This is a genomic window from Amycolatopsis sp. PS_44_ISF1, assembly GCF_032335455.1.
Lineage (GTDB): Bacteria > Actinomycetota > Actinomycetes > Mycobacteriales > Pseudonocardiaceae > Amycolatopsis.
The window spans coordinates 1,282,771-1,307,223 of record NZ_JANUXO010000002.1 but is presented as its reverse complement, the minus strand read 5'-3'; the positions used below and the strand labels follow the sequence as shown (position 1 = coordinate 1,307,223).

At 73.5% G+C, this 24,453-nt stretch carries 22 protein-coding genes and 1 riboswitch; of the genes, 10 read left to right on the top strand and 12 right to left on the bottom strand.

Features of this window, described 5'->3' with window-relative positions; translation table 11 throughout:
• The first annotated feature begins 2 nt into the window (after positions 1 to 2).
• On the top strand, positions 3 to 371 hold the full coding sequence (locus NYF13_RS20235) for a type VII secretion target (RefSeq protein ID WP_315658824.1): 369 nt from the start codon (positions 3 to 5) through the stop codon (positions 369 to 371).
• A 145-nt stretch (positions 372 to 516) separates the two neighbouring features.
• Positions 517 to 1,164, top strand: a complete 648-nt coding sequence (locus tag NYF13_RS20230) for a TetR/AcrR family transcriptional regulator (RefSeq protein ID WP_315658823.1) — start codon at positions 517 to 519, stop codon at positions 1,162 to 1,164.
• A gap of 201 nt (positions 1,165 to 1,365) precedes the next feature.
• Here the strand turns inward: NYF13_RS20230 and NYF13_RS20225 are convergent, their stop codons facing one another.
• Positions 1,366 to 2,274 carry an SAM-dependent methyltransferase gene (locus NYF13_RS20225; RefSeq protein WP_315658821.1) on the bottom strand — a complete coding sequence of 303 codons (909 nt, stop codon included), beginning with the start codon at positions 2,272 to 2,274 and terminating at the stop codon, positions 1,366 to 1,368.
• 409 nt (positions 2,275 to 2,683) lie between these two features.
• On the opposite strand from NYF13_RS20225, the gene NYF13_RS20220 reads away from it, so the two are divergent.
• Complete coding sequence (locus NYF13_RS20220; RefSeq protein ID WP_315658820.1) at positions 2,684 to 3,211, top strand: EF-hand domain-containing protein; 528 nt, start codon at positions 2,684 to 2,686, stop codon at positions 3,209 to 3,211.
• Positions 3,212 to 3,310: 99 nt separating this feature from the next.
• Here NYF13_RS20220 and NYF13_RS20215 read toward each other — a convergent pair whose 3' ends face one another.
• Complete coding sequence (locus tag NYF13_RS20215; RefSeq protein ID WP_315658819.1) at positions 3,311 to 3,913, bottom strand: hypothetical protein; 603 nt, start codon at positions 3,911 to 3,913, stop codon at positions 3,311 to 3,313.
• 138 nt (positions 3,914 to 4,051) lie between these two features.
• Between NYF13_RS20215 and NYF13_RS20210 the strand changes: the two genes are divergently transcribed.
• Positions 4,052 to 4,183: a hypothetical protein gene (locus NYF13_RS20210; RefSeq protein ID WP_315658818.1), complete on the top strand. Its 132-nt coding sequence runs from the start codon at positions 4,052 to 4,054 to the stop codon at positions 4,181 to 4,183.
• A 247-nt stretch (positions 4,184 to 4,430) separates the two neighbouring features.
• On the opposite strand, the gene NYF13_RS20205 is transcribed toward NYF13_RS20210, so the two are convergent.
• The 5 genes from NYF13_RS20205 to NYF13_RS20185 all read right to left on the bottom strand — a co-directional run bounded on the left by NYF13_RS20205 (position 4,431) and on the right by NYF13_RS20185 (position 9,338).
• Complete coding sequence (locus NYF13_RS20205) at positions 4,431 to 5,591, bottom strand: FAD-dependent oxidoreductase (protein ID WP_315658816.1); 1,161 nt, start codon at positions 5,589 to 5,591, stop codon at positions 4,431 to 4,433.
• Positions 5,592 to 5,687: 96 nt separating this feature from the next.
• Complete coding sequence (locus tag NYF13_RS20200; protein WP_315658815.1) at positions 5,688 to 6,527, bottom strand: LLM class F420-dependent oxidoreductase; 840 nt, start codon at positions 6,525 to 6,527, stop codon at positions 5,688 to 5,690.
• Positions 6,528 to 6,601: 74 nt separating this feature from the next.
• Complete coding sequence (locus NYF13_RS20195) at positions 6,602 to 7,825, bottom strand: cytochrome P450 (protein WP_315658814.1); 1,224 nt, start codon at positions 7,823 to 7,825, stop codon at positions 6,602 to 6,604.
• Positions 7,822 to 9,120, bottom strand: a complete 1,299-nt coding sequence (locus NYF13_RS20190; protein WP_315658812.1) for an FAD/NAD(P)-binding oxidoreductase — start codon at positions 9,118 to 9,120, stop codon at positions 7,822 to 7,824. The genes NYF13_RS20195 and NYF13_RS20190 overlap by 4 nt, the downstream gene beginning before the upstream one ends.
• A complete protein-coding gene (locus NYF13_RS20185) occupies positions 9,117 to 9,338 on the bottom strand; it encodes a ferredoxin (RefSeq protein WP_315658810.1) in 222 nt (73 codons plus the stop codon). The genes NYF13_RS20190 and NYF13_RS20185 overlap by 4 nt, the downstream gene beginning before the upstream one ends.
• 190 nt (positions 9,339 to 9,528) lie before the next feature.
• On the opposite strand from NYF13_RS20185, the gene NYF13_RS20180 reads away from it, so the two are divergent.
• The 6 genes from NYF13_RS20180 (at position 9,529) to NYF13_RS20155 (ending at position 18,251) form a co-directional block, all read left to right on the top strand.
• On the top strand, positions 9,529 to 10,713 hold the full coding sequence (locus NYF13_RS20180; RefSeq protein WP_315658809.1) for a histidine kinase: 1,185 nt from the start codon (positions 9,529 to 9,531) through the stop codon (positions 10,711 to 10,713).
• 276 nt (positions 10,714 to 10,989) lie between these two features.
• Positions 10,990 to 12,303, top strand: a complete 1,314-nt coding sequence (locus tag NYF13_RS20175; protein ID WP_396287625.1) for a glycosyltransferase — start codon at positions 10,990 to 10,992, stop codon at positions 12,301 to 12,303.
• Positions 12,300 to 14,531: a glycosyltransferase family 39 protein gene (locus tag NYF13_RS20170; RefSeq protein WP_315658808.1), complete on the top strand. Its 2,232-nt coding sequence runs from the start codon at positions 12,300 to 12,302 to the stop codon at positions 14,529 to 14,531. The genes NYF13_RS20175 and NYF13_RS20170 overlap by 4 nt, the downstream gene beginning before the upstream one ends.
• Positions 14,532 to 14,574: 43 nt before the next feature.
• Complete coding sequence (locus NYF13_RS20165) at positions 14,575 to 15,300, top strand: response regulator transcription factor (RefSeq protein ID WP_315658806.1); 726 nt, start codon at positions 14,575 to 14,577, stop codon at positions 15,298 to 15,300.
• Positions 15,297 to 16,793: a HAMP domain-containing sensor histidine kinase gene (locus NYF13_RS20160; protein WP_315658805.1), complete on the top strand. Its 1,497-nt coding sequence runs from the start codon at positions 15,297 to 15,299 to the stop codon at positions 16,791 to 16,793. The genes NYF13_RS20165 and NYF13_RS20160 overlap by 4 nt, the downstream gene beginning before the upstream one ends.
• A 51-nt stretch (positions 16,794 to 16,844) precedes the next feature.
• Positions 16,845 to 18,251, top strand: coding sequence for a glycosyltransferase 87 family protein (locus NYF13_RS20155; RefSeq protein ID WP_315658803.1), 1,407 nt, complete (start codon positions 16,845 to 16,847; stop codon positions 18,249 to 18,251).
• Between the two features lie 102 nt (positions 18,252 to 18,353).
• Here NYF13_RS20155 and NYF13_RS20150 read toward each other — a convergent pair whose 3' ends face one another.
• The 5 genes from NYF13_RS20150 to NYF13_RS20130 form a co-directional block, all read right to left on the bottom strand.
• Positions 18,354 to 19,379, bottom strand: coding sequence for a DUF2891 domain-containing protein (locus tag NYF13_RS20150; protein WP_315658801.1), 1,026 nt, complete (start codon positions 19,377 to 19,379; stop codon positions 18,354 to 18,356).
• Between the two features lie 23 nt (positions 19,380 to 19,402).
• Entirely contained in the window at positions 19,403 to 20,275 is an 873-nt protein-coding gene (mmsB, locus tag NYF13_RS20145; protein ID WP_315658800.1) for a 3-hydroxyisobutyrate dehydrogenase, read from the bottom strand.
• Complete coding sequence (locus NYF13_RS20140) at positions 20,272 to 21,306, bottom strand: enoyl-CoA hydratase/isomerase family protein (protein ID WP_315658799.1); 1,035 nt, start codon at positions 21,304 to 21,306, stop codon at positions 20,272 to 20,274. Before NYF13_RS20140 ends, mmsB begins: the two co-directional genes overlap by 4 nt.
• A 64-nt stretch (positions 21,307 to 21,370) precedes the next feature.
• On the bottom strand, positions 21,371 to 22,510 hold the full coding sequence (locus NYF13_RS20135; protein ID WP_315658798.1) for an acyl-CoA dehydrogenase family protein: 1,140 nt from the start codon (positions 22,508 to 22,510) through the stop codon (positions 21,371 to 21,373).
• Positions 22,511 to 22,514: 4 nt separating this feature from the next.
• Positions 22,515 to 24,014: a CoA-acylating methylmalonate-semialdehyde dehydrogenase gene (locus NYF13_RS20130; protein WP_315658797.1), complete on the bottom strand. Its 1,500-nt coding sequence runs from the start codon at positions 24,012 to 24,014 to the stop codon at positions 22,515 to 22,517.
• Positions 24,015 to 24,166: 152 nt separating this feature from the next.
• Positions 24,167 to 24,353, bottom strand: a riboswitch (cobalamin riboswitch).
• Positions 24,354 to 24,453: the final 100 nt, after the last annotated feature.

The following is a 24,453-nucleotide window of genomic DNA, read 5'->3' as shown; positions in this document are numbered from 1 at the left end:
CGATGACAGGCGCTTTTCACGTTGAGCCGGACGACCTGGTCGCCCACGCGAGCCATCTGGACGGGCTGGTCGACCGGCTGAACACGGCGGGGCAGGCGGCGGACACGGCGCTGTCCACCGACGCGTACGGGCTGCTGTGCGCCTTCCTGCCGTTGATCGTGAACCCGACCGGGGAAAAGGCGAAGGAGGCGGTGAGCTCGGCCGGCGAAGGCGTGAAGACGACGGCGGACAACGTGCGCACCGCGGCCAAGACCTACCGGGAGGGCGACGAGACCGAGGCCCAGCCGTTCAGCAAGCTGGGAGCCGAGCAAGGGACCACGACGACCTTCACCTCATCGCGCAGGCGTGACGCGGCGGCCCCGTCCTCGTAGCACTCCGAACACCGGGACCGATGAACGGCGGCGCCGGGGCAGACCAGCCCCGGCGCCGCCGTTTGCCGGGTGGCGTTGCGTAATTGGTAATAGTGTTAGTGATAAGCTCTAACCGTACCGGGGTGGGAACGGGAAGGGCGGACTGATGACCGACACGGCCGGGACGAGCCCGCGGGAGCGCTACCGGGCCCAGGTGCGCGCGGAGATCAAGCAGCGCGCGTGGGAGCAGCTGGCCACGACCGGCGTCGCCGCGCTGTCGCTCAACGCCATCGCCAAGCAGCTCGGACTGAGCGGCCCCGCGCTGTACCGCTACTACGCCAGCCGCGACGACCTGCTCACCGAGCTCATCCGCGACGCCTACCGCAGCCTGGCCGACACGATCCAGGCGCGCGCCGCGGCCGGTGCCGACCTGGCCGGTCTGGCCCACGCCTTCCGCGACTGGGCCCGGGCCGACCCGCAGCGGTACTTCCTGATCTACGGCACTCCCGTGCCCGGATACCACGCCCCGGAGGACACCACCCGGATCTCGGCCGAGATCATGGCGGTGGTGATCGACGCGAGCGCCGCCCGCCCGGTCGAGGCCCCGGACACCCCGCTCGACGCCGAACTGGGTCGCCACCGCCGCTGGGCCGGTGAGAACCCGGCCCCACCCGCGATCCTGGCCCGCGCGCTGAGCTTCTGGACGCGCGTGCACGGGGTGCTCTCCCTGGAACTGGCCGGGCACTTCGAGGGCATGGAGTTCGATCCGGCGGTGTTGTTCGCCGATGAGGTCGAGCGGCTGTCGTCGCGCTGAGCGGCGGGGAGGCTCATCCCGCCACGGCCCCCGCACGGCTCGTGCGATCGCCGGGGCGGTCAGCCGGTGGCCGGAGTGCTCGGCCGTGGGGCCGGACGGCCGCGTGGGAGATTTCCCGGCGCAGCCGGTCGCGCCGCTCCGGTCCGGGCTCGTCCGCCGCCCGGCCCGCCGCCTCTGGTCCCGCCGGGCCTCCGGGGCCGGTCACCGGTGGCCGGCCGGGGGCTTGGCGGCGAACACCCACCGGTTGGCGGCCAGCGCGTCGGGGTGCTCCGGCTCGGGTCCGCGCCGGTGGAGCCGGGTGAACTCGAACGGGGAGTGGCCGGTCGCGAACCAGCCGCGCGCGATCAGGGCGGCCAGGGTGTCGGGCCGCGGCTGCCGGTCGAACAGGGCGAGCAGGTCGATGCCGATCTGCTCCTTCGTGGTGGTGTAGACCGGGCTGTCGCGCACCGCCGGGGACTCCAGGCCGAGCTTGACCTCGTAGGCCAGCACGCTGCCCGGCGCCGCCAGAAGATCCACAGTGGACATCAGCCGGGTCTCGGCCTCGGCGGGCAGGTACAGCAGCAGCCCCTCGGCCAGCCAGGCACTCGGGGCGGACGCGTCGAACCCGGCCGCGGCCAGCGCGCCGGGCCACGCCTGGTCCCGCAGGTCGGCGGCGATCCACCGGCACGGCGTCGGCGTGACGGCACCGACGCTCGCCAGCACGGAGCGGCTGAAGTCCAGCACCGGTGCCCGGTCGAGCAGGAACACCACGCAGCCGGTCGGCCATTCGAGGCGGTAGGCCCGGGTGTCGAGCCCGGCCCCGAGCACCACGATCTGCCGGGCGCCGCCCCGCGCCGCGCGCCGCAGGAAGTCGTCGAACACCCGGGTGCGCAAGCCGAAGTACCGGCCCAGCCGGCCCCACAGCGGGTTCGCGTCGCCGCCCGGGACGTCCTCGGGCCGCACCGGCCAGCCCGCGCAGACCCCGGCCGCCCGGACGAAGTGCTCCGCGTAGCAGTCCTGTGCCAGCGAATCGGGGCGGTGGGTCTCGATCGCGCGGGCGGCGGCGACCATCAGCGCGGTCCGCCCGATCCCGGTCGCCACCCCGCCGGTGGGTTCCTGACTGCCGGCCACGGGGCCTCCTGGTGGTCGTGGGTGCAGGGGTGGACCAGGCCCGGCGAAGCGCCGGATCTGCTGGTCCCCCCGGGGTGCGGGTGGCGCCGGGGGCAGGTGGACGTTCTCGGGTAGCGGTTTCCCGGTCGTTGCGGTCCCTGGCGGGTGTTCCTTCGCCGCCGGGTCACCGGGCCTGATTATTCGGCCCCGGCCACGCTTTTCCGGCACCCGGCAACGGCGAACGACCGAATGCCCGCGTGGTTCGACTCATTCGTGCCAACGCGGGTCTACCAAGCGTAGTGAAAGACCCGAGGCCGTAACTCCGGCGATGGTTCACGGCCGACATCCGTGTGCCGCCCGTATCGGGCCGGCCGTCCGCGGATCTATTCTGGGCCAGCGAAATCCGGCCTCGATCGAAGGTGGACCATTCATGCGCCCCGAAGCTCTCGACCGCATCAAACTGATCTTCCGCCTGTTCGACGCCGACGGCAGCGGCCGGCTCGAGGCCGCCGATTTCGACCTGATGACGCGCAACGTCATCGCCGCGGCCCCGGCCGCCAGTGATGCCGCCCAAGCGGAGCTGGCCGACGCTTTCGGTCAGTTCTGGACCACTTTGGCCCGGGAGCTGGACGCCGACGGCGACGGCAAGGTCAGTTTCGCGGAATTCCAGGACTGCGTCTTCTCCCCGGAGCGGTTCGACCGCACGATCGCCACCTTCGCCGAGGCCCTGGCCGCCATGGGCGACCCGGACGGCGACGGCCTGATCGAGCGCCCCGTGTTCACCGCGCTGATGACCGCCATCGGCTTCGGCGCGGACAACATCGCCAAGCTGTTCGACGCGTTCGGGCCGGACCGCCAGGACCGGATCACGGTGCGGATCTGGGTGCAGGGGATCAAGGACTACTACGCGCCGGAAAAGGCCGGGGTGGCCGGGGACCACCTGGTGCCCTCGGCCTGAGGGCCGGCACCGGGACTGTCCTCAGTGGCCGGTCAACCCCGATCGGGCCGATCACGGGGGCGATCGAGCGGGATCGCTGCTCCGGTGGCCCGGCGCGGTTCAGCGGCAGGGCGGCCGGTATCGGTCCACCCGCAGACCGCGGAATTCCAGCCGGTTCGGCGTCTTGCCGACGAAGACCAGGCCGCGGGCCTCGGTCAGGGCCGAGGCGAAGGAGTGCGACGGGGTGCCCAGCTCGGGCAGGGCCGTCCAGGCGGCGGGGGAGAAGCTGAAGAACCTGGTCGCCGCCCGGCCGCCGGTCGAGGGGATCCGGGTCAGCCACTGGGCGCCGCCGCTCCAGTGGGAGGCCGGGCGGAGCTGGACGTACAGATCGTCGGTGGCGGAGTAGGTCAGCCGGAAGCCCCGGGAGCGGGAGAGGTCGGCCTGCGCCTCGAACCGGTTGCCGAGCCAGAGGACGGCGACGTGCCATTCGGCGCCGACGAAGGCGACCTTCGCCGTGTAACCGTGGTGCCGCGGCACCAGCAGGCTCCCGGTGGCCGGGACGGTGGTGCCTTCGCCGCTGGCCAGCCACTGCTGGTACCGGTCGATCGACGGGGTCGCGCACTCTCCGCCCGGGCGTGGCGCGGCGGTGGCGGGGCCGGCCAGGAAGACCGTCAGCAGGGAAGCGAGTGTCGTGACGTAGGCGATCGCCGACCGTGCGCGCATTCCGGGGAAGCTAGCACGTCGGCGAAGACCGGCCAAGGCCCTCCGGCGGCGGCCACGGCTGTGGCGCGGGTCACGGAATGCCGGTGGATCTTCGGCGCTACACCAGAGGTACGCACCGTTCGCCACCGAAGGAGTCCCATGTCCGCCACCACCACCCCGGAAGAAGCGCCCGCCGGGCCGGCCGTGCCCGCCCTCGACGACTTCGACTTCCCGCTCACCGACGGCGCCGCCTGCCGGATCGAGGACCCGGACTGCGAAGCCTGCCAGTGAGCTGACGCGGCCCGGGGGACCACCGGGTGGACCGCGCGCCGTCCGCCGCCGGCCAGGAACGCGACTCGGGTCCCGGTGGACGCTCCGGGCCGCTGACTGGAACGGCTGCGGCTGATCAGTGACCACAGTGGACGCCCGTTGGTCCACTGTGGTCACTGACGGGTCCGGTGGTCAGTCCTCCCAGCCGCGGCGGCTGAGTCGGGTGTCGTCGTCCATGACGTTCGCGGTCTTCGTGCCCGCGGAGACGTCAGATTTCGGCGTGATTTTCCGCTTGGTCAACGGTTTTCGCACCGGGCTTGAACCAGCGCAGCGAACCGGGCTCGGCCGCCTCCCGGGTGAGCTGCCTGATCGTGCCCGCGCACACCAGCTCCTTGATCTTCGCGCCGAGGCGGCCGCCGAGGTGGAACCCGATGGCGACGTCGTCGCGGCGGGCGAACTGGAAGATCCCGCCCCGGCGGCCCAGGCTCAGGCACTGGCCGGCGAACCCCAGCCGGACCGCGACGGGCCGTTCGCCCGCGATGCGGCTGAGTACCGTGTCGGCCGCCTGCGCGCCCAGCGGGCCCGCGGCCTGGCAGCTCATCCGGTACGGCCGGCCGGCCGGGGCCGCCGAATCCCCGGCGGCGACCACGCGCGGATCGTCCACACTGGTCAGTGTCGCGTCCGTGCGCAGACGGCCGAGCGCGTCGGTGCTCAGCCCGCTGGCGCGCGCCAAGCCCGGCACGCCGAAGCCGGCGGTCCAGATCGTCACCCCGCTCGGCACTTCCCGCCCGTCACCCAGCTCCACGGTCTCGCGCGTCACCGCGGTCACCGCCGGGCCGAGCACGGTCACGCCCAGCCGGGCCAGGCGCTTCGCCACCGCGCGGCGGCCGCGGGGGTGCAGGTACGGGCCGAGGACGCCACCGCAGACCAGCGTCACGCAACGCCCGGTCTCGGCCAGTTCGGCGGCGGTCTCGATCCCGCCCGGCCCCGCTCCGACCACGGTCACCGGGGCCGCGGCGGCGGTGTGGAGGGCGGCCCGCAACCGGTGCGCCTCTTCCAGATCGCCGATCGGGTAAGCGAATTCGGCCGCGCCCGGCACTTGCGGCACGGCGCTGCCGCTGCCCACCGCGTACACGAGGTAATCGTAGGAAAGCGTGTCGCCGGTCGCCAGCCGCACGGTGCGGTGGGCGGCGTCGATCCGTTCCACGGTGCCGACGACCAGCCGCACCCGCTCGGACAGCACCTCCCGGTAGCCGACCACGGCGTCGTCGGACCCGCCCGCGAGCTGGTGCAGGCGGATCCGCTCGACGAAGTCCGGGCGCGGGTTGACCAGCGTGACGGCCACGTCGTCCCGCTGGGTCAGCCGGTTGGCCGCCAGCACCCCGGCGTACCCGCCGCCGATCACGATCACACCGGTTTCCTCGGTCATGGCTGCTCCTTCGTCACGAGGGTTCAGCCACAGGACGGCGAGGCGCCGGTTTTCGTGACCGCGCAGGACGCGCGTCACCCGGCTCCGGGAGAGCGGTCAGCGCAGCGGTTCGAGCGCCCGGGCCAGCGGCTCCAGCACGGCCGGGGTGTGCGGCGGCGGCAGGTAGACGATCGCCAGGTCGAGGCCGGCCTCGCCCAGGGCCGCCGCCTCGGCCGCGACCTTGGCGTAGTCCTGGTCCGGGCCGAGGCGGACGTGGGAGGACAGGGTGATCTCGGCCGGGTCGCGGCCGAGGTCCGCGCAGTGGCGGTGCAGCACTTCACGCTTGTGGGCGAACTCCTCGGGCGTGCCGCCGGTGAAGTTCCAGTGCTGGGCGTACTTCGCGGCCGTGCGCAGGGTGCGCTTCTCGCCGCTGCCGCCGATGCAGAACGGCGGGTGCGGCTTCTGCACGCCCTTCGGCTCGTTGCGGGCGTCGGTGAGCTGGTAGTGCCGGCCCTGGAACGTGGTGGTCTCCTGGGTGAGCAGGCCGAGCAGGACTTCGCAGCCCTCTTCGAACCGGTCGCTGCGGTCCTTGACCGAGCCGAGCTCCATGCCGTACGCGCCGGACTCCTCTTCGTTCCAGCCGGCGCCGATGCCGATCTCCAGCCGTCCGCCGGAGACGATGTCGAGGGTGGCGGCCATGTTCGCCAGCAGCGCCGGGTGGCGGTAGTGCATGCCGCTGACCAGCGTGCCCAGCCGCAGCCGCTGCGTGGCCTGTGCCAGCGCGGTGAGGGTGACCCAGCCTTCCAGGCAGGGGCCGGACGAGTCGGAGAAGATGGGGTAGAAGTGGTCGAAGGTCCAGCCGGATTCGAAGAGCTCGATTTCGTCGGCGGCCTGCCACACCGAGAGCATGTCGGCCCAGACGGTGTCCTGGGGCGAGGTCTTGATCGCGAATCGCATGAAGGCGATGGTAAACCTGGAGTTCCTCCAGGGCGCGGAACGTTCCCCGGCCGGGGCCCGCCCCGCGCCCCGGATCAGCCGGTCACCGCGTCGAAGGCGATCCGCAGCCGCGCCGGGCCGCGCAGCAGCATGTTCGCCCGGTACGGCGGCGGATCGACGGCCAGGCGCGGGTTCGCCAGCCGGGTGGCGATCGCGCTCAGCGCGGCCTGGCCCTCCATCCGGGCCAGCGCGGCGCCGAAGCAGTAGTGCACCCCGCCGCCGAAGGCCAGGTGCGCGTTGCCCGGGCGCTGCGGCCAGAACCGGTCCGGGTCGGCGAACCGCCGCGGGTCGCGGTTGCCCGCGGCGAGCAGCAGCAGGACGTCGTCCCCGGCGGGCACGACCCGGCCCGCGACCCGGAGGTCCGCGGTGGCCCGCCGGGCGGTCAGCTGCACCGGCGGGTCGTAACGCAGGACCTCCTCGACCACGGCCGGGGCCAGGCCCGGGTCGGCGCGCAGCCGGTCGAGCACCTCGGGGTGGCGCAGCAGCGCGAGCGTCCCGTTGGCGATCAGGTTGACGGTGGTCTCGTGCCCGGCGATGAGCAGCAGGCCGAGGGTGGAGGCGAGCTCCACGGTGTTCATCCGGGTCTCGGGGTCCCCGGCGGTGAGCAGCCCGGACACCAGGTCGGGACCCGGCCGGTCGTGGCGCTGGGCGATCATCGGGAGCAGGTACGCCCGCCAGTCGGCCAGGGTCCCCTGCAAGTCCGCGCGCTCCTGCGCGCTCAGCGTCTCGACCGGGTCGAGCGCCCGGGTGAGCCGCTCGGCGAACGAGTGGAACACCGGTTCCTCCTCCGCCGGGACGCCGAGCAGCTCGCAGATGACGGCGACCGGCAGCGGGTAGGCCAGCGCGGTGACCACGTCCAGCTCGCCGGGCCCGGTCGAGCGGTGCCGGTCGAGCAGGGCGCCGACCATGGCCTCGATCCGCGGGCCGAGCCCCAGCACCCGGGGCATGAACTGGTGCATCGCCTGCTCGCGCAGGGTGTCGTGGTGCGGTGGGTCCACCTTGAGGAACGGTCCGCGGAACGGCCGGCCGTCGGAGCCCGGCGGCGGGTCGCCTTCGAGCTCGTCCTGCGCGGACAGCCGCGGGTCGCGCAGCAGCGCGGTGATGTCGGCGTGCCGGGACACCACCCAGCGGTGCTCGCCGATGCGCTGGATCGGCTCCGCGGCCAGCTCGGCGAAGCAGGGGTACGGGTCGTGGCGGTGGGCGGGATCGAGCAGCGCCTCGTACGCGAGAGCGGCGGGGTAAGGCCGGGTACTGGTCATGACTGTCCTCCGTGGACGGTGGCGAGAGCGGCGCCGGGGAACCCCGCGTCGAGAACGGTGGTTTCGGGCGAATCGGTGGCCTGGACCACGGGCGGGAACGGCGCCCGCTCGGTGATCAGGGCGGCGTAGCCGTCCATCACCCGCGGCGAGTTCACCGAGACCGCGCCCACCGTGACGCCCGCGCGGCCGTAGGCGGCGACGAACGGGCCGCGGTCGAACGAGCCCTGCGTGAGCACGACCCGGTCGGCCCGGTGCGGCAGGCCGACCGATTTGATGGCGAGCCCGAACTGGTCGGACCAGAACGCGGGCAGCTCGGTGGCCGTCCGCCGGTCGCGGTGGGTGAGGTTGTACGCGGCGACCTCGGCCTGGCCGACCGCGTTGCCCCAGTGCCGGAGCGCCTCGGGACCGGCGTCGAAGTGCGGGTGCGGCCACCGGGCCACGTCGCCCACCGCGTACACCTGCGGGACCACGGCGCCACCGGCGTCCACGACCCGGCAGGCGGCGTCGCAGACGACCCCCCGGGAGTCGGCGGAGAGCCCGGCCCCGGCCAGCCACTCGGTGTTGGCGACCGAGCCCAGCGCGACCACGGCGAGGTCCGCTTCGAACTCGTCCCCGTCGGAGGTGCGGGCCCGCCGCAGCCGGCCTTCGGCGTCGCCGAGCAGGGCGGTGACGGTGGTGCGGGCGCGCAGGTCGAGGCCGTGTGCACGCTGCCGCGCACCGATGACCGCCCCGACGGTCCCGCCGAGCGCGCTCGCCATGGGCGCGTCACCGCGAAGGGTGACGGTGACCGGGAGGCCCAGTTCGAGGCAGCTCGACGCCACCTCGGACCCGGTGAACCCGCCGCCGATGACCAGCACCCGGCGCGGACCCGCGATCAGGCCGGCGCGGATCCGATCGGCGTCTTCGATCCCGCGCAGCAGGTGCACGCCGCGCAGCGCGGCCTCCCGGCGGACCGGCCACGGCCGGGACCGCGCGCCGGTGGCGACGACCAGCGCGTCGAACCCGATCCGGCGGCCGTCGGCCAGCCGCACCTCGCGGGCGGCGAGGTCCAGGCCGGTGGCGGCGACGCCGGACAGCCGGCGCGCGTCCAGGTCCCGGGTGCTCGGCAGCGCCAGCCGGTCGGTGCGGCTGCGCCCGGCCAGCACCGCCTTGGCCAGCGGCGGACGGTCGTAGGGCTCGTGCGGCTCGTCGCCGATCAGCACCAGCTCCCCGTCGAAACCGTGGGCGCGCAGGGAATCCGCCGTGCGCAGACCGGCGAGCGAGGCCCCGGCGACGACGATCCGGCCGGCCGTCATCGCGGCCCCCCGGCCGGCGCGGCCTCGGGAGAGCGGCCGAGCGTGATGGCCTGCACCGGGCAGGCCAGTGCGGCCCGCCGCACGGCCCGGTCGGAGTCCGCGCCCGGCCCGTGGTCGTACTCCAGCGACTCGGCGCCGCGGAACCGGAACACCTCCGGTGCCGCGAACACGCACTGCCCGTAGCTCTGGCAGCGGTTGAGGTCGACGAGCACTCGCATGACGGCTTCTCCTTCTTTCCCCGGCCGGACGGATCCGGCCTTCGCTCGAAGCCGACGCTACGGTCGCCGCGGGCCCCGAGTCGTGCGTCCGTGGCTGTATTCCGGGTGGAGAGCCGTCTCCACCCGCGGGCCCCGGAGGGCGGGGTGGAAGACTCGGCCGGGACCGGTTTTCGCCGAGGAGGGGAGCGTCATGACCACACCGGACGCGCAGGCCGTCCCGTTCCGGGACCGGCTGATCCAGCCGGTCGTCGCGATCGTGGTGATCGCCACCACCGCGGTGGACTGGTCCGAAGGCGGCATCGTGTTCCCGGCGGTCGCGCTGCCGCTGTTCGTGCTGACCTCGCTCTTCGCGCTGGCGATGATCCTGCCGCTGGACCGGCTGGGCGAGCGGGCGCGGGTCGCGGCCCTGGCCGCGAACATGGCGCTCGGGGTGCTGCTGCTCCCGCTGGCGCACCAGGCGACGACCGCGGCCGTCTTCCCGTTCCTCGCGGCCTCGACGGCGGGCATGAAGCTGGCGTCCCGGCGCCACGCGATCGCCATCGCCGTATGCGGTTCGCTGGGCGCCGCGCTGGCCGGCTGGGTGGTCGGGCGGCTGGCGCCGGACGCCCCGCAGTGGCCGTGGTGGGCGACGCTGTGCGTGGGCCTGCCGGTGTACATCGCGATCTCCAACCGCGACCGGCAGGACGCCCTGGTCAACGCGCGCCGCGCGGCGGCCGAAGCCGAGCGCGCCGGCGAGTCGGAGGCCCGCGAGGCCGCGCTGCTCGAACGCGCCCGCATCGGCCGCGAGGTGCACGACGTGCTCGGCCACTCGCTGTCCGGGATCGCGCTCCAGCTCGACCTGGCCGACGCGCTGCGCGGCAGGGGCCGGGAGGAGGAGTCGGTCGCCGCCGTCCAGCGGGCCCGCGCGCTGGCCGTGGACAGCATCGGCGAGACCCGGCGCGCGGTGCAGGCGCTGCGGGAGGACACCCTGCCGCTGCCGGACCTGCTCCGCCGCCTGGCCGAACGCAACGCCGTGGAGCTGACGGTGACCGGCGAGCCCGCGGCCATCGGCGCCGAGGCGACGCACGCGGTGTTCCGGGTGGCGCAGGAAGCCCTGACCAACGCGGCGAAACACGCGCCGGGGTCGACGCGCACGATGCGCCTGGACGGCCCGGGCGAACGGATCGTCCTGACCGTCCACAACGGACCACCCCCGGAGCCCCGGCGCGGCGCCGCCACGAGTTCCGGGGTGGGCCTGGTCGGCATGCGCGAGCGCGCCGCCCAGCTCGGTGCCACCCTGCGGGCGGGCGCGGCTCCCGACGGCGGGTGGACGGTGGAGCTGGACCTGCCGCGTCCGGCGCGCGTCTCGCCCGGCCGGGGGACCGGACCGTCCTGACCGTCCACAACGGACCCGCGCGGGGCCGGCCGGTGGAGGTGGGGCCGACGGACCGTGGGCTCACTCCGTGTAGCGCAGCTCACACCCGGTTTCGCGTCCGCCGGATCCGGACAGGAAGTGACATAACGCCCGGTTGACCGGAGCCGGATCACCCGGCCGCTGCCTTTCACAGCTTACGTACAACTTGCGCCCACGTTTCTCACACACTCGACCGCCATACCTAGGGGGTGGCTCCGCCCCGGATCCCGAGATCCGTTCTTCTCGTAGGTGGTCGCATTGCCCGGTGTCATCTCCGCCCGACCGAACGGGCCCGTCCCCGAACCCCGTGACGAAGCCGAGGCCGGCGCTTCCCGCGGCCGGCCGGCCGTGGACGTCGTGATCCCGGTCTACAACGAGGAGCGCTCGCTGCCCGGCTGCATCCGGGTGCTGCACGACTACCTCAGCACCGGGTTCCCGTTCGACTGGACCATCACCGTGGTCGACAACGCGAGCACCGACGGGACCGAGCGCGTGGCCAACCAGCTCGCCGAGACCACGGACAACGTCCGGGTGCTGCACCTGGAGCGCAAGGGCCGCGGGCTGGCCCTGCGCACCGCGTGGGGGTTCAGCGACGCCGACATCGTGGTCTACATGGACGTCGACCTCTCCACCGGCCTCGACGCCCTGCTGCCGCTGGTCGCGCCGCTGAGCAACGGGCATTCCGACCTCGCCATCGGGTCGCGGCTGGCGCCCGGCGCGCGCACCGTCCGCGGGCCCAAGCGCGAAGTGATTTCCCGCTGCTACAACGCGTTGATCCGGGTCTCGCACGGCGCCCGGTTCTCCGACGCGCAGTGCGGGTTCAAGGCGGCGCGAGCCGAGGTGATCCGCCCGCTGCTGCCGCGGATCCAGGACGATTCCTGGTTCTTCGACACCGAACTGCTGCTGCTGGCCGAGCACAACGGGCTGCGGGTGCACGAGGTGCCGGTCGACTGGGTCGAAGACACCGACACGCGGGTGAACGTCACCTCGACCGCGCTCGAGGACCTGCGCGGGCTGGTCCGCGTGGCCCGCAACAAGGCCAGCGGCGCGGCCAGGGTCGACGACCTGCCGCGCCGGCCCGAGCCCGCGCCGATCCACCCGGACGCGGTGGTGGCCCACCGCCGGGAGACCGGGCTGCTGTGGCAGGTGCTCTGCTTCGGCCTGATCGGCGCCGCCTCCACGGTCGCGACCCTGCTGCTCTACGCCGGGTTCCGCACCTGGTGGCCGTACTGGGTGGCGAACTTCGCCGCGCTGACCATCACCACCCTGCTCAACACCGAGGCCAACCGCAGGCTCACGTTCATCGGGCGGAACCGCCCGGGCGGGCGCGTGCACCTGCAGGGCCTGGCGGTGTTCGCGCTCTACTACGCGTTCACCTCGGGCGCGCTGTTCCTCCTGGACGCGCTGCGGCCGCGGCACACCGCCGCGCTCGAACTCGTGGTGCTGCTGGCCGCCTCGCTGGTCGGCACCGCCGGCCGGTTCGTGCTGCTGCGCATCTGGGTGTTCCGCCACGCCAAGGCGCCGGCCGCGGTGGCCGGCGAAAACTGCGTCGAAGAGAAGGTGGCCGCATGACGGTTACGGCCGTCCGGCCCCGCACCCGGTCCGTCCCGCGCCTCGGCCGGCCGGCGGTCGCCCTCGGCGCGATCGTGCTGCTCTCGGTCGTGCTCTACACCTGGGGCATCACCGCCGAGGGCTGGTCGAACACGTTCTATTCGGCCGCGGTCAAGTCGATGTCGGAGAGCGCGACCAACTTCCTGTTCGGCTCGTTCGACCCGGCCGGCGTGGTCACCGTCGACAAACCGCCGATGGCGTTCTGGCCGCAGGTGGTCTCCAGCTGGATCTTCGGCTACCACGGCTGGGCGCTGCTGCTGCCGGAGGTCCTCGAAGGCGCGGCGGCGGTCTTCCTGCTGCACCGCACGGTCCGCCGGTGGGCCGGGGAGAACGTGGCGCTGCTGGCCGCGCTGATCCTGGCGATCACCCCGGTCACCGTCGCCATCGACCGCAGCGTCAACCCGGACGCGGCGCTGACCCTGTTCTGCGTCGCGGCGGCCTACGCGCTGACCCGCGCCGTGGAGCCGGGCATCACCTCCCGCAGCGCGACGAAGTGGCTGCTGCAGGCCGCGTTCTGGGTCGGCTGCGGATTCGTCACCAAGATGCTGGCCGGCTGGATGATCATCCCGGCGCTGGTGCTGGCCTACCTGGTGGGGCGCGACGCCTCTTGGGGCCGGCGGCTGCTCGACCTGCTCGGCGCCGCGGTGGTGCTGCTGGCCTCCTCGCTTTGGTGGGTCGCGCTCACGGCGTGGTGGCCCGGGCCGAAGCCCTACATCGGCGGCAGCACGGACGGCTCGGCCTGGGACCTGATCGTCGGGTACAACGGGCTGGGGCGCGTCTTCGGCGAAGGCGGCGCCGGGCCGGGTGGCCGGAGCGGGGCCGGAGGTGGCTTCCCCGGTGGCGGCGGGCCCGGCGGCGCTGTGCCCGGTGGGGGCGTTCCCGGTGGTGGGGTACCGGGTGGCGGCGTGCCCGGTGGTGCTGTGCCTGGCGGCGGCGTGCCCGGTGGTGCTGTGCCTGGTGGTGGGGTGCCCGGCGGCGGCTTCCCCGGTGGCGGACCGGGCGGTGGTCCCGGGGGCGGCGGGCCCGGCGGGGCGGCCTTCGGCGGCGCTTCGGGGCCGTTCCGGATGTTCGGCGAGTCCGCGGGCGGCCAGATCAGCTGGCTGCTCCCGCTCGGCCTGCTGGTGCTGGTCGTGGTCGCGGTGGCCGGCTTCCGGTCGTGGCGGGCCGGGCGCCCGGCGGGGCACCCGGTCCGCGCGGGCTGGGTGCTCTGGGGTTCCTGGCTGCTGGTCCTCGCGCTGGTCTTCAGCTTCCAGGACGGCATCTTCCACCCGTACTACACCACCCAGCTCGCCCCGGCGGTCGCCGCGCTGGCGGCGGGCGGGCTCGCGCTGCTGTGGGGCTTCCGCCAGGCGAAGGCGGCGTGGGTGCCGCTGCCGCTGGGCATCGCGCTCACCGCGGGGTGGGCGTGGGTGGTCATCTCCCGGGACACCTCGTGGAACGGCTGGCTGCGCTACGCCGTGGTCTTCGCCGCGCTCACGGCCATCGCCGGGCTGGTCCTGCTCCGGTTCTCCGGCGGGCTGCCCGCGGCCGGGGTGCGGGCGATCGGGGTGATCGGGCTGGTCGCGGTGCTGCTGACGCCGCTGGTCTGGTCGGGCGCCACGGCGTTCGCCGGGAGCGGCGGCGGGATGGGCGCCACGATCCCGATGGCCGGCCCGCCCGGCGCGGGCTTCGGCGGGTTCGGCGGACGCGGCGGCCCCGGTGGCCGTGGCGATGTCGGCGGCCCGGCCGCGACCGGTGCCGAGGCCGGCCCCGGACCGGCCGGGCGGATGGAGATGATGCGCGGCCGGCGCGGGAACGAAGACGGCTCCCTCACCGCCGAAGAGCAGAAGATCCTGGACTACGCGGTGAAGAACGCGCGGGGGGCGCAGATCGTGATGGCGGTCGAAGGCGGCTCGATGGCGTCCTCGGGCTACATCATCAACAGCGATGCCACGGTCATCGGCATGGGTGGGTTCTCCGGGACCGACGACGCCCCCAGCGTCGGCCTGCTCGGTACCTGGAAGGCCGCCGGGAAGCTGGGCTTCGTGCTGGAGTCCGAGGCCCGCCGCGGCGGGGGCGGCGGCGGTTTCGGCCGAGGGGGAGCGTCGGCGCAGCGGTCCGCGTGGGTCGAGAAGAACTGCCACGAGGTGCCGGCGAGCGCCTACGGCGGGACCGGCACGCAGAGCCTCTACGACTGCGCGGGCTCGTGATCGGGGCGGAACCGCCCACCGGAACGAGGTCCAGGCGGTCACGATGAAGGGTCCCCCTGTTCCGCGGCCGGCCACGGTCCTGGTCGTCGACGACGAGGCCGACATCCTGGAACTGCTGACCGCGGCGCTGGAACTGAACGGGTTCACCGTGTTCTGCGCGACCACCGGGGCCGCGGCCCTGGAGCGGGCCACGCGGCTGGCCCCGGACCTCGTGGTGCTCGACGTGATGCTGCCCGACCACGACGGGTTCACCGTCGCCCGGCTGCTGCGCGCCGAGGGCAACCAGGTGCCGGTGCTGTTCCTGTCCGCCCGCGACGCGCTGGAGGACCGGCTGGCCGGGCTGGGCGCGGGCGGGGACGACTACGTCAGCAAACCGTTCAGCTTCGACGAGGTGGTGATGCGGATCCGGGCCATCCTGCGCCGGACCGCGTCCCCCGCCGACGGGGAGCGGCTGCGCTACGCCGACCTCGAACTGGACGAGGCCGCCCACGAGGCCCGGCGCGGGGGCCGGGCGATCCCGTTGTCCCCGACCGAGTTCAAGCTGCTGCGCTACCTGCTGGTCAACTCGGGCAGCGTGGTGAGCAAGGCGCAGATCTTCGACCGGGTGTGGCACGGCGACTTCCTCGGGGAGACCCGGGTGATCGAGTCCTACATCAGCTACCTGCGGCGCAAGATCGACTCGTCCGGCCCGCCGCTGATCCACACGATCCGGGGGGTGGGCTACAGCCTCCGCCTGCCGAGGGCGGCCGATGGGCGGCCGGCCCCTTGAGCGCGACCGGGGCCACGAAGAAGCGCCGCCGCCCCTGGACGCTCCGGGCGCGGCTGACCCTGGCGCTGCTGGTGCTGCTGGCCACCGGGCTGACCGCGTTCGGCTTCATCAGCGTGACCGCGCTGCAGAGCTCGCTGGTCGACAGCGTCGACGACCAGCTGAACGGGGTGGTGACCATGATGTCCGCCCCGGACCGGCCGCCGCCGCGCCCGCCGCAGCAGATCAACGTCCGCGACCGGCTGCCCACCGACTACCGGGTGCTGTTCTACGACCGCACCGGCCGGTTGACCGAGCGGGTCGGGCAGGCCAAGGGGGAGACCCTGATGCCGGTGGTGCCGCCGATGGACGTGGCCTCGGTGCGCGCCCGCGGCCCCGGGGCGTTCACCGTGGGCGACGAGGTCGGCGGCACCACCTGGCGGGTCCGGACCGCGGTCCAGGCGCCGACGCCGGCCCAGCCGGTGAGCGGCACGGTGGCGGTCGCGGAATCGCTGGACTCGGGCATCGCCACGGCGAACCGGCTGAAGACGATCGAGCTCGGGTTCGGGTTCGGGCTGGTGGTGCTGCTCGGGGTGATCGCGACCTGGCTGATCCGGCTCGGCCTGCGGCCGCTGACCCGGATCGAGCACACGGCCCAGGCGATCGCCGGCGGCGAATTCGACCGCCGGGTGCCCGACCTCGACCCCCGGACCGAGGCCGGGCGGCTGGGCTCGGCGTTCAACGTGATGCTCGGCCAGGTCGCTTCGGCGCTGAAGAAGCGCGAACAGTCGGAAGACCGGTTGCGCCGCTTCGTCGCCGACGCCTCGCACGAGCTGCGCACCCCGCTGACCTCAATCCGCGGCTTCGCCGAGCTGTACCGCAAGCGGGATGGATCGTCCGAAGTGGACGTACAGCGGATGATGAGCCGGATCGAGAACGGCGCGATCCAGATGGGACTGCTGGTGGACGACCTGCTGCTGCTGGCCCGGCTCGACCAGGAGCGGGTGTTCGACCTGAGCGAAGTCGACCTGTCCGCACTGGCCGCCGACGTCGTGCACGACGCCCGGGCTCGCGAGCCGGCGCGGGTGATCGGCTTCGCGGCCGCGGCCGAGCCGGTCCGCGTGCTCGGCGACGTGCACCGGCTGCGCCAGGTCGCGGCGAACCTGGTCACCAACGCGCTGGTGCACACCCCGCCGGACGCCGAGATCACCGTCTCGGTGTGGCTCGAACCGGCCGACCCGGGCTCGTGGCCGGTGGTGGTCGGCACCGGCGACCCGCCCGCCGGACGCGACTGGGCCGTGCTCGAAGTCCGCGACGACGGCCCGGGCGTGGCGCCGGACGGCGCTTCCCGCATCTTCGACCGCTTCTCCCGGGCCGGGCCCGCGCGGACGAAGGCCGGAGCCGGGCTCGGGCTGGCCATCGCGGCCGCGATCCTCGACGCCCACGGCGGCTCGGCCGTGCTGCTGGACACCCCGGGCGGCGGCGCGACCTTCCGCGTGCTGCTCGGCCCGGCCTGAACCACCCGCTCCCGCAGACCCCAGCCCCCGTTCGAGACCACGAGGAGTTCCTTGACCGACACCGACGTGGCGGCGCGCCCCCGGCCCCGGCGCGCCCTGCTGATCGCCGTGGCCGCCGTCGTCGTGCTGGGCGGGCTCGCCGTGCGCACGGCGTTCTTCGCCTACACCTCCGACGACTACCGCGCGTTCGTCAGCCAGTGGTACGAGTTCATCCGGCAGCACGGCGGGTTCGGCGCCTTCAGATACACCTTCGCCAACTACAACACCCCGTACCTGTACCTGCTGGCGATCCTGACCCACCTCCCGGTACCCGCGCTGTACGGGGTCAAGGCCATCTCCATCCTGTTCGACCTCGTGCTGGCCTTCTTCACCTACCGCATCGTCTCGCTGCGCCACCCGGGCTCCTGGTGGCCGCTGCTGGCCGGGGCGATCGTGCTGTACCTGCCGACGGTGGTGCTCAACAGCGCGGCCTGGGCCCAGGTGGATTCGGCCTATTCGGCGTTCGGCGTGGGCGGGGTGTACTTCGTGCTGCGCAAGCGGCCGTGGCTGGCCTGTGCGTTCTTCGGGCTGGCGTTCGCCTTCAAGCTGCAAGCGGTGTTCTTCTTCCCGGCGCTGCTGCTGTTCGTGCTGCGCAAGCGGGTGCCGTGGCCCGCGCTGCTGCTGATCCCGGCGGTCTACCTGCTGCTGGACGTGCCCGCGCTGATCGCCGGGGCGAACTTCGGCGAGCTGCTGAAGGTCTACCTCGACCAGTCCGACACCTACGACCAGCTCACCCTGAACGCGCCGAACGTCTACCAGTACCTCAGCTCGGCCGGCAGCTCCGCGGTGCTGCGGACCGGCGGGATCGTGGTCACCGGGCTGATCCTGCTCGCACTGGCGATCCCGGTGGTGGTGCGCCGGGCGGAGCTGACCCCGGCCCGGATCGTGCTGGTCAGCGCGATCTCGGTGACCCTGGTCCCGTACTTCCTGCCCGCGATGCACGAGCGCTACTTCTACCCGGCCGACGCGCTGAGCGTGATCGCCGCGTTCTACCTGCCGAAGCGGTTGTGGGCGTTCCCGGTCCTGGAGCAGTTCGCCTCCGGTTTCGCCTACGCGCCCTACCTGCTGAACTCGCGCCAGGGCGGTTTCCCCGGCGGCGGCCGGCGGGGCGGCCCGGGCGGCACCGGCGGCCGAAGCGGCGGTTTCCCCGGCGGGTCCCGGCCCGGTCCCCCCGGCGGCGAGCCGCCCGGCCACCCGGGTGGCGCGCCGTCCGGTCCGCGGTTCCGCCCGCCCGGCGGTGGCCCCGGCGGGATGACCACGGGCACCGTGCTGGTCGACTTCTGGATCCTGTCCACGGCGATGCTGGCCGGCCTGCTCCTGGCGGTGTGGGCCGCGGTCCAGGACTTCCGCCGTCCGCCCGAGCCCGGGCCCCGGCTTGAAGTCACAGGTTCCCGGGGGCGCGAACCCGTGGAGGGGTGACACCGGCCGGCCCCGCTGGATCCGGAGATCGGCCCGGCCGGCCCGGCCACGGCGTCGCGACGATCATCGGGTGTACCGGTTCCGGCCCGGGCGATCGCGGACTCAGGCGGTCAGGTACAGCACCGCATAGCAGGCCAGCCAGTGCTCGACCGAGTAATGACCGCCACTGACCTGATCGAGCTCCGGCTCGGCGTGCTGCTCGGCGGCCGCGCGCATCAGCGGGACCCGCGGGTCGTCCTGCGGCAGGTGGTCGGCCAGGCGCAGCCAGCACCAGGCCCGGCTGAGGTTGAGCCCGCGCAGGTGGGCGAGCTGGCCGTCGCTGTCGTCGGAAACGGTGGCGGGGGCGAACAGCGTGGCGGGCTCGCCCCCGGCCAGGCCGGGCAGGAAGCGGTCCAGCCAGCTCCGGAACCGCCCGGGCGGCAGCAGGGCGGCCTGGAGCTCGGCTTCGGCGAGGGCGGGGGAGAGGAAGTCGGCGCCGGAGGGCTCCCACCGGCCGGGATAGTCCGTGTCCGTGCTGAACCAGCGTCGGGCCGCGTCCTCGATCGCTGCGAGCAGCGCGCCCGAGCCGGCGCTGTCCCGGGCGTACGGCAGTGCCCGGGACAGCCCGAACGCGCTGTTGCTGTGCGCGCCGTAACGCACCGGGTAGGTCTGTTTCGGCAGCCAGCTCAGGAACGCGTCGGTGACCGCTGCCGACAGCGGCACGAGGTTCGCCGACCAGCGGCGGGCGTCGGGGTCGTCCCAGGTCGCGAGCTCGTGGTGCAGGGTCAGCGCCCAGCCCCAGGCGTAGGGGCGCGCCCTCGACGGTGTGGTCCGGAAGGTCTTCGCTTCCGCCTCCAGCGCTTCGCCACTGAGGTGCTGATCCAGCACGGCCCGGATCTCACCGGCGGGGACCGCGTCCGGCACCGTGCGCAGCAGCCGGACCAGCAGCCAGTGCATCTCCACGCAGGAATGCCAGTCGAGGCAACCGTAGAACGCCGGGTACAGGTCGGCGGGCCGGTTCGGGAAGTCGCCGGGGAACCGCATGGTGCTGCGGATGTCGTTCGGGAACTCCTGCCGGACGACGCGGAGGGCGACCGCGCTGAACTCACCGGCCCGGGCGAGCAGCCGGGGTGTGCGTGGAGAGGTCATGGTGAGCAGGCCAAGCGATGGCCTCAGCCGGTGATGCCGGTGATGATCGCCGAGAAGTCACGTCCTGGGCCGTCCTGTTCGACGAACTCGGTGTACAGCCGTTCGGCGTGGTCGCCCAGTGCGGTGCGCACGCCTTCGGCCTGGGCGGCGGCCTGGGCCAGGCGCAGGTCCTTGAGCATCAGGCCGCTGGCGAAACCGCCGCGGTAGTCCCGGTTGGCCGGGCTGGCGGGCACGGGGCCGGGCACCGGGCAGTTGGTGGTCAGGGCCCAGCACTGGCCGGAGGCGGTGGAGGCGACGTCGAACAGGGCCTGGTCGGTCAGCCCGAGGCCGCGGCCGAGCGCGAACGCCTCGCTGACCGCGATCATCGACACGCCGAGGATCAGGTTGTTGCAGATCTTCGCCGCCTGCCCGGCGCCGGTCTCTCCACAGTGGACCAGCTTGGCCCCCATGTGCTTCAGGTGCGGCTCGGCCGCGGCGAACGCCTCCGCCGGGCCGCCGGCCATGAAGGTCAAGGTGGCTGCGCCCGCCCCGACGACCCCGCCCGACACCGGGGCGTCCAGCGCCAGGTGTCCGTGGCCGGTGGCGAGGCCGGCGGCGGCCCGGGCGTCGGCGACCTCGATGGTGGAGCAGTCGAGGAACAGCGTGCCCGGTCCGGCCGCGGGCACCAGCTCCCGGTAGAGCTCCAGCACGTGCCCTCCGCTGGGCAGCATGGTGATCACCACGCCGGCCCCGGCGACCGCCGCCACAGCATTGTCCACAACGGACACACCGGCGGCGGACGCGGCGGCGCGGGCCTCGGGCGACGGATCGTAGCCGGTCACCTCCTCGCCGGCCTTGACCAGGTTCGCGGCCATCGGGCCGCCCATGTTCCCGAGTCCGAGGAAGGCGGTGCTCATCGGGCCACTCCCGTCAGTTCGTCCTCGCCGAGGTGGGCGAAGTAGGCGTCGACGAGGTCCTCGCCGACTTCGGTCAGGGCCTGCGGCGACCACCGGGGCGCGCGGTCCTTGTCGATCACCTGCGCGCGGATGCCCTCCACCAGCTCGGCCGTGGTCAACGCGTGGTGCGAGACCCGGTACTCCCGGGTGAGCGCGGCTTCCAGGTCCGGCAGCGCCGCCGCGGTCCGCAGCGCCCGCAGGGTCACCTTGAGCGTGGTGGGCGACTTGCCCTCGAGCTCTTTCGCCGCGGCGATCGCCGGACCGCCGGCGTCACGGAGCCGGTCGAGGATCCCTTCGACCGTGTCGGCGGCGTAGCAGTGGTCGATCCACGAGCGGGCTTCGGCCAGCGCGCTCGGCGGTGGCGGATCGGCGACCAGGGCCAGCGCCGCGTCCGGGGTGTGGGTGGCCAGCGCGTCGAACAGGTCGGGCAGCCGGTCCGCGAGCACGTAATGGTCCGCGAGTCCACAGTGGATGGCGTCGGCGCCGCTCAGCTGCGCGCCGGTGAGCCCGGCGTGGAGGCCGAGGCCGCCGGGCGCGCGGGAGAGCAGGTAGGTGCCGCCGACGTCGGGCACGAACCCGATCCCGGTCTCGGGCATCGCCACCCGCGAGCGGTCGGTGACCACGCGGTGGCTGCCGTGCGCGGACACCCCGACCCCGCCGCCCATCACCAGGCCGTCCATGATCGCCAGGTACGGCTTGGGGTACCGGGCGATGGCGGCGTTCAGCCGGTACTCGTCGGCCCAGAAGGCCAGCGAAGCGGTGCCGCCGGATCTGGCGTCCTCGTAGATGGAGCGGATGTCGCCGCCCGCGCACAGCCCGCGTTCGCCCGCGCCCTCGACGACCACGACGCGCACGGCCGGGTCGGCCCGCCACCGCTCGAGGTGGCCCGCGATCGCGGTCACCATGACGTGGGTCAGCGCGTTCAGTGCCCGCGGCCGGTTCAGCGTGATCCGGCCTATTCCACTGTGGACGACGAACTCGACGTCGCTCATGCCACCTCCTGTGTTCTGCGGGATACCCGGTCGGCGGTGCGAGCGGAGCTTCGCGATCGTGTGCTCACACCGCCTCCGCCAGCATCCGGCGCGAGATGATCACCCGCATGATTTCGTTGGTTCCTTCGAGGATCTGGTGCACCCGCAGGTCGCGGACGATCTTCTCCACCCCGTAATCGGCGAGGTAGCCGTAACCGCCGTGCAGCTGCAGGGATTGGTTGGCCACTTCGAACCCGGTGTCGGTGCAGAACCGCTTGGCCATGGCCGAAAGCTGGGTCGCGCGGTCCTCGCCCTGGTCCAGGGCGTCGGCGGCCCGCCACAGCAGGGTGCGCGCGGCTTCGAGCTCGGTGCGCATGTCGGCCAGCCGGAACTGCAGGGCCTGGGACTGCGACAGCCTGGCTCCGAACGCGGACCGCTCGGACAGGTACCGCACGGCCTTGCCCAGCGCCGCTTCACCGCCGCCGAGGGAGCAGGCCGCGATGTTGAGCCGCCCACCGTCCAAAGCGGACATGGCCACGGCGAACCCGGAGCCCTCGGCGCCGAGCCGGGCCGAAGCGGGCACGCGGGCGCCGTCGAACACGACCGCCCGGGTGGGCTGGGCGTTCCAGCCCATCTTGACCTCGTCGGGGCCGAAGGAAACCCCGGGCGTGCCCCGCTCGACGACGAAGGCGGAGATGCCGCGGGCGCCCGGCCCGCCGGTCCGGGCGAGCACCACGTAGACCTCCGAGGTGCCGGCGCCCGAGATGAACTGCTTGACCCCGTCGAGCACGTAGGACTCGCCGTCGCGGCGGGCCTGGGTGGACAGGGCGGCGGCGTCGGACCCGGCGCCCGGCTCGGTCAGGCAGTAGCTGCCCAGGTGCTCCATGGTGGACATCCGCGGCAGGTAGCGCCGGCGTTGCTCCTGGTCGCCGAACCGGTCGATCATCGTGGCGACCATGTTGTGGATCGACACGTAGGCCGCGATCGAGGGGCAGCCGGTGGCCAGCGCCTCGAACACCAGCACGCCGTCGAGCCGGCCGAGCTCCGAGCCGCCGACCGCCTCGGGCAGGTACAGCCCGCCCAGTCCGAGTTCGGCGGCCTTGCGCAGCACGTCGACCGGGAAGTGCTTGGCCCGGTCCCACTCCAGTGCGTGCGGGGCCAGGTGCTCGGCGGCGAAGTCCGCCGCCGTCTCGCGCAGGGCGCGTTGTTCGCCGGTGATCCTCATGGCTTCAGCTCATCGTCGGGATGACGAAGGAGGCACCTTCCCGGGCGCCGGAGGGCCAGCGCGAGGTGACGGTCTTGGTCTTGGTGTAGAACCGGATCGAGTCCGGGCCGTGCTGGTTGAGGTCGCCGAAACCGGACCGCTTCCAGCCGCCGAAGGTGTGGTGGGCGATCGGCACCGGGATGGGCACGTTGACCCCGACCATGCCGGTGTCGACCCGCGAGGTGAAGTCGCGGGCCGTGTCGCCGTCGCGGGTGAAGATCGAGACGCCGTTGCCGTACTCGTGCTCGCTCGGCAGCCGCAGCGCCTGCTCGTAGTCGTCCGCGCGGACCACCGAGAGCACCGGGCCGAAGATCTCCTCGCGGTAGATCCGCAGGTCCGGGGTGACCCGGTCGAACAGGCAGCCGCCGAGGTAGAAGCCGTTCTCGTGCCCGGGCACGGTCACCTCCCGGCCGTCCACCACCAGCTCCGCGCCCTCGGCCAGGCCGATCTCCACGTACTCGCGGACCCGCTGCACGGCCGCGGCGGTGATCAGCGGGCCGAAGTCCGCGGTCTCGTCCAGCGCGGCGCCGACCTTGAGCGTCCGCACCCGCGCGGCCAGCCGTTCGACCAGCGCGTCGGCCGTGGCCCGGCCGACCGGGACGGCGACCGAGATGGCCATGCACCGCTCGCCGGCCGAACCGTAACCGGCGCCGGCCAGGGCTTCGACCACCCCGTCGAGATCGGCGTCGGGCATCACGATCAGGTGGTTCTTGGCCCCGCCGAAGCACTGCGCGCGCTTCCCGTGCGCGGCCGCGGTGGCGTAGATGTACTCGGCGACGGCCGAGGAGCCGACGAAGCCGAGGGCTTCGACCCGCGGGTCGGTCAGCAGCGCGTCGACGGCTTCCTTGTCGCCGTTGACCACGGAGAACACCCCCGGGGGCAGACCGGCTTCGGCGAACAGCTCGGCCAGGCGCAGCGGGACCGACGGGTCGCGTTCGGACGGTTTGAGGACGAACGCGTTGCCGCAGGCGATCGCGGGCGCGGCCTTCCACAGCGGGATCATCGCCGGGAAGTTGAACGGCGTGATGCCGGCCACCACCCCGAGCGGCTGGCGCATCGAGTACACGTCGATGCCGGGGCCGGCCGAGTCGCTGTACTCGCCCTTGAGCAGGTGCGGGATGCCGACCGCGAATTCGACGACCTCCAGCCCGCGCCGGAGGTCGCCGCGCGAGTCGGCCACCGTCTTGCCGTGCTCGGCCGAGAGCAGCCGGGCCAGACTGTCCTCTTCGGACCGGGCCAGCTCCAGGAACTTCATCAGCACGCGGGCGCGGCGCTGCGGGTTCCAGCGGGCCCATTCCCGCTGGGCCGCGGCCGCTTCGCCGACCGCCGCGGTGACCTCGGCGGCCGAGGCCAGCGGCACCCGCGACGGCACCGCGCCGGTGCTGGGGTCGAAGACGTCGGCGAAGCGGCCCGAGGTACCGGGAACCGGCTTCCCGCCGACGAAGTGGTGGAGTTCGGTGGTCATGGCACGCCTTTCGCGAGAGCGCAGGACAGAGCACCCGGGCGCGCCGAGCGCGCTGGGTTCCGGGCCGGTCCGGTTACCGCCGGGTGGGCGGCGGGCCGGTGATTTTCGCGCAGGCAGGGGGAATCCGCATGCGTTCAGCTCCATCCTCGTGGACGAACACGAATACCTGCGGCCGGTATCCTGGCTTCCGGATCGACGGGGCCCCGGCCTTCCCGGCTCGCGCCAGTGGCCATTTCCTCGCGGGGCACCGCTCCCCGGTCACAGTGGCGGGACCGCGCCGGTTTCGCACCGGCTTCCCTGCACCGCAGACCTGAGGAGACCCTATAGTAGGAAGTCCGAGTATGTCGAGCGGGCCGAGAATCTCACCCGGGCGGGGCACGGTGTCCCCGACGGTCCGATGGCGCGGCGGCCCCGACTGTTCCGATGGCGCGGCGGCCCC

Coding starts and splice junctions, on each gene's coding strand:
- NYF13_RS20205 (WP_315658816.1), bottom strand. CDS start 5,591: ATGACCGAGGAAACCGGTGTGATCGTGATCGGCGGCGGGTACGCCGGG.
- NYF13_RS20220 (WP_315658820.1), top strand. CDS start 2,684: ATGCGCCCCGAAGCTCTCGACCGCATCAAACTGATCTTCCGCCTGTTC.
- NYF13_RS20210 (WP_315658818.1), top strand. CDS start 4,052: ATGTCCGCCACCACCACCCCGGAAGAAGCGCCCGCCGGGCCGGCCGTG.
- NYF13_RS20195 (WP_315658814.1), bottom strand. CDS start 7,825: ATGACCAGTACCCGGCCTTACCCCGCCGCTCTCGCGTACGAGGCGCTG.
- NYF13_RS20130 (WP_315658797.1), bottom strand. CDS start 24,014: ATGACCACCGAACTCCACCACTTCGTCGGCGGGAAGCCGGTTCCCGGT.
- NYF13_RS20215 (WP_315658819.1), bottom strand. CDS start 3,913: ATGCGCGCACGGTCGGCGATCGCCTACGTCACGACACTCGCTTCCCTG.
- NYF13_RS20170 (WP_315658808.1), top strand. CDS start 12,300: ATGACGGTTACGGCCGTCCGGCCCCGCACCCGGTCCGTCCCGCGCCTC.
- mmsB (WP_315658800.1), bottom strand. CDS start 20,275: ATGAGCACCGCCTTCCTCGGACTCGGGAACATGGGCGGCCCGATGGCC.
- NYF13_RS20150 (WP_315658801.1), bottom strand. CDS start 19,379: ATGACCTCTCCACGCACACCCCGGCTGCTCGCCCGGGCCGGTGAGTTC.
- NYF13_RS20235 (WP_315658824.1), top strand. CDS start 3: ATGACAGGCGCTTTTCACGTTGAGCCGGACGACCTGGTCGCCCACGCG.
- NYF13_RS20135 (WP_315658798.1), bottom strand. CDS start 22,510: ATGAGGATCACCGGCGAACAACGCGCCCTGCGCGAGACGGCGGCGGAC.
- NYF13_RS20230 (WP_315658823.1), top strand. CDS start 517: ATGACCGACACGGCCGGGACGAGCCCGCGGGAGCGCTACCGGGCCCAG.
- NYF13_RS20180 (WP_315658809.1), top strand. CDS start 9,529: ATGACCACACCGGACGCGCAGGCCGTCCCGTTCCGGGACCGGCTGATC.
- NYF13_RS20165 (WP_315658806.1), top strand. CDS start 14,575: ATGAAGGGTCCCCCTGTTCCGCGGCCGGCCACGGTCCTGGTCGTCGAC.
- NYF13_RS20190 (WP_315658812.1), bottom strand. CDS start 9,120: ATGACGGCCGGCCGGATCGTCGTCGCCGGGGCCTCGCTCGCCGGTCTG.
- NYF13_RS20140 (WP_315658799.1), bottom strand. CDS start 21,306: ATGAGCGACGTCGAGTTCGTCGTCCACAGTGGAATAGGCCGGATCACG.
- NYF13_RS20200 (WP_315658815.1), bottom strand. CDS start 6,527: ATGCGATTCGCGATCAAGACCTCGCCCCAGGACACCGTCTGGGCCGAC.
- NYF13_RS20185 (WP_315658810.1), bottom strand. CDS start 9,338: ATGCGAGTGCTCGTCGACCTCAACCGCTGCCAGAGCTACGGGCAGTGC.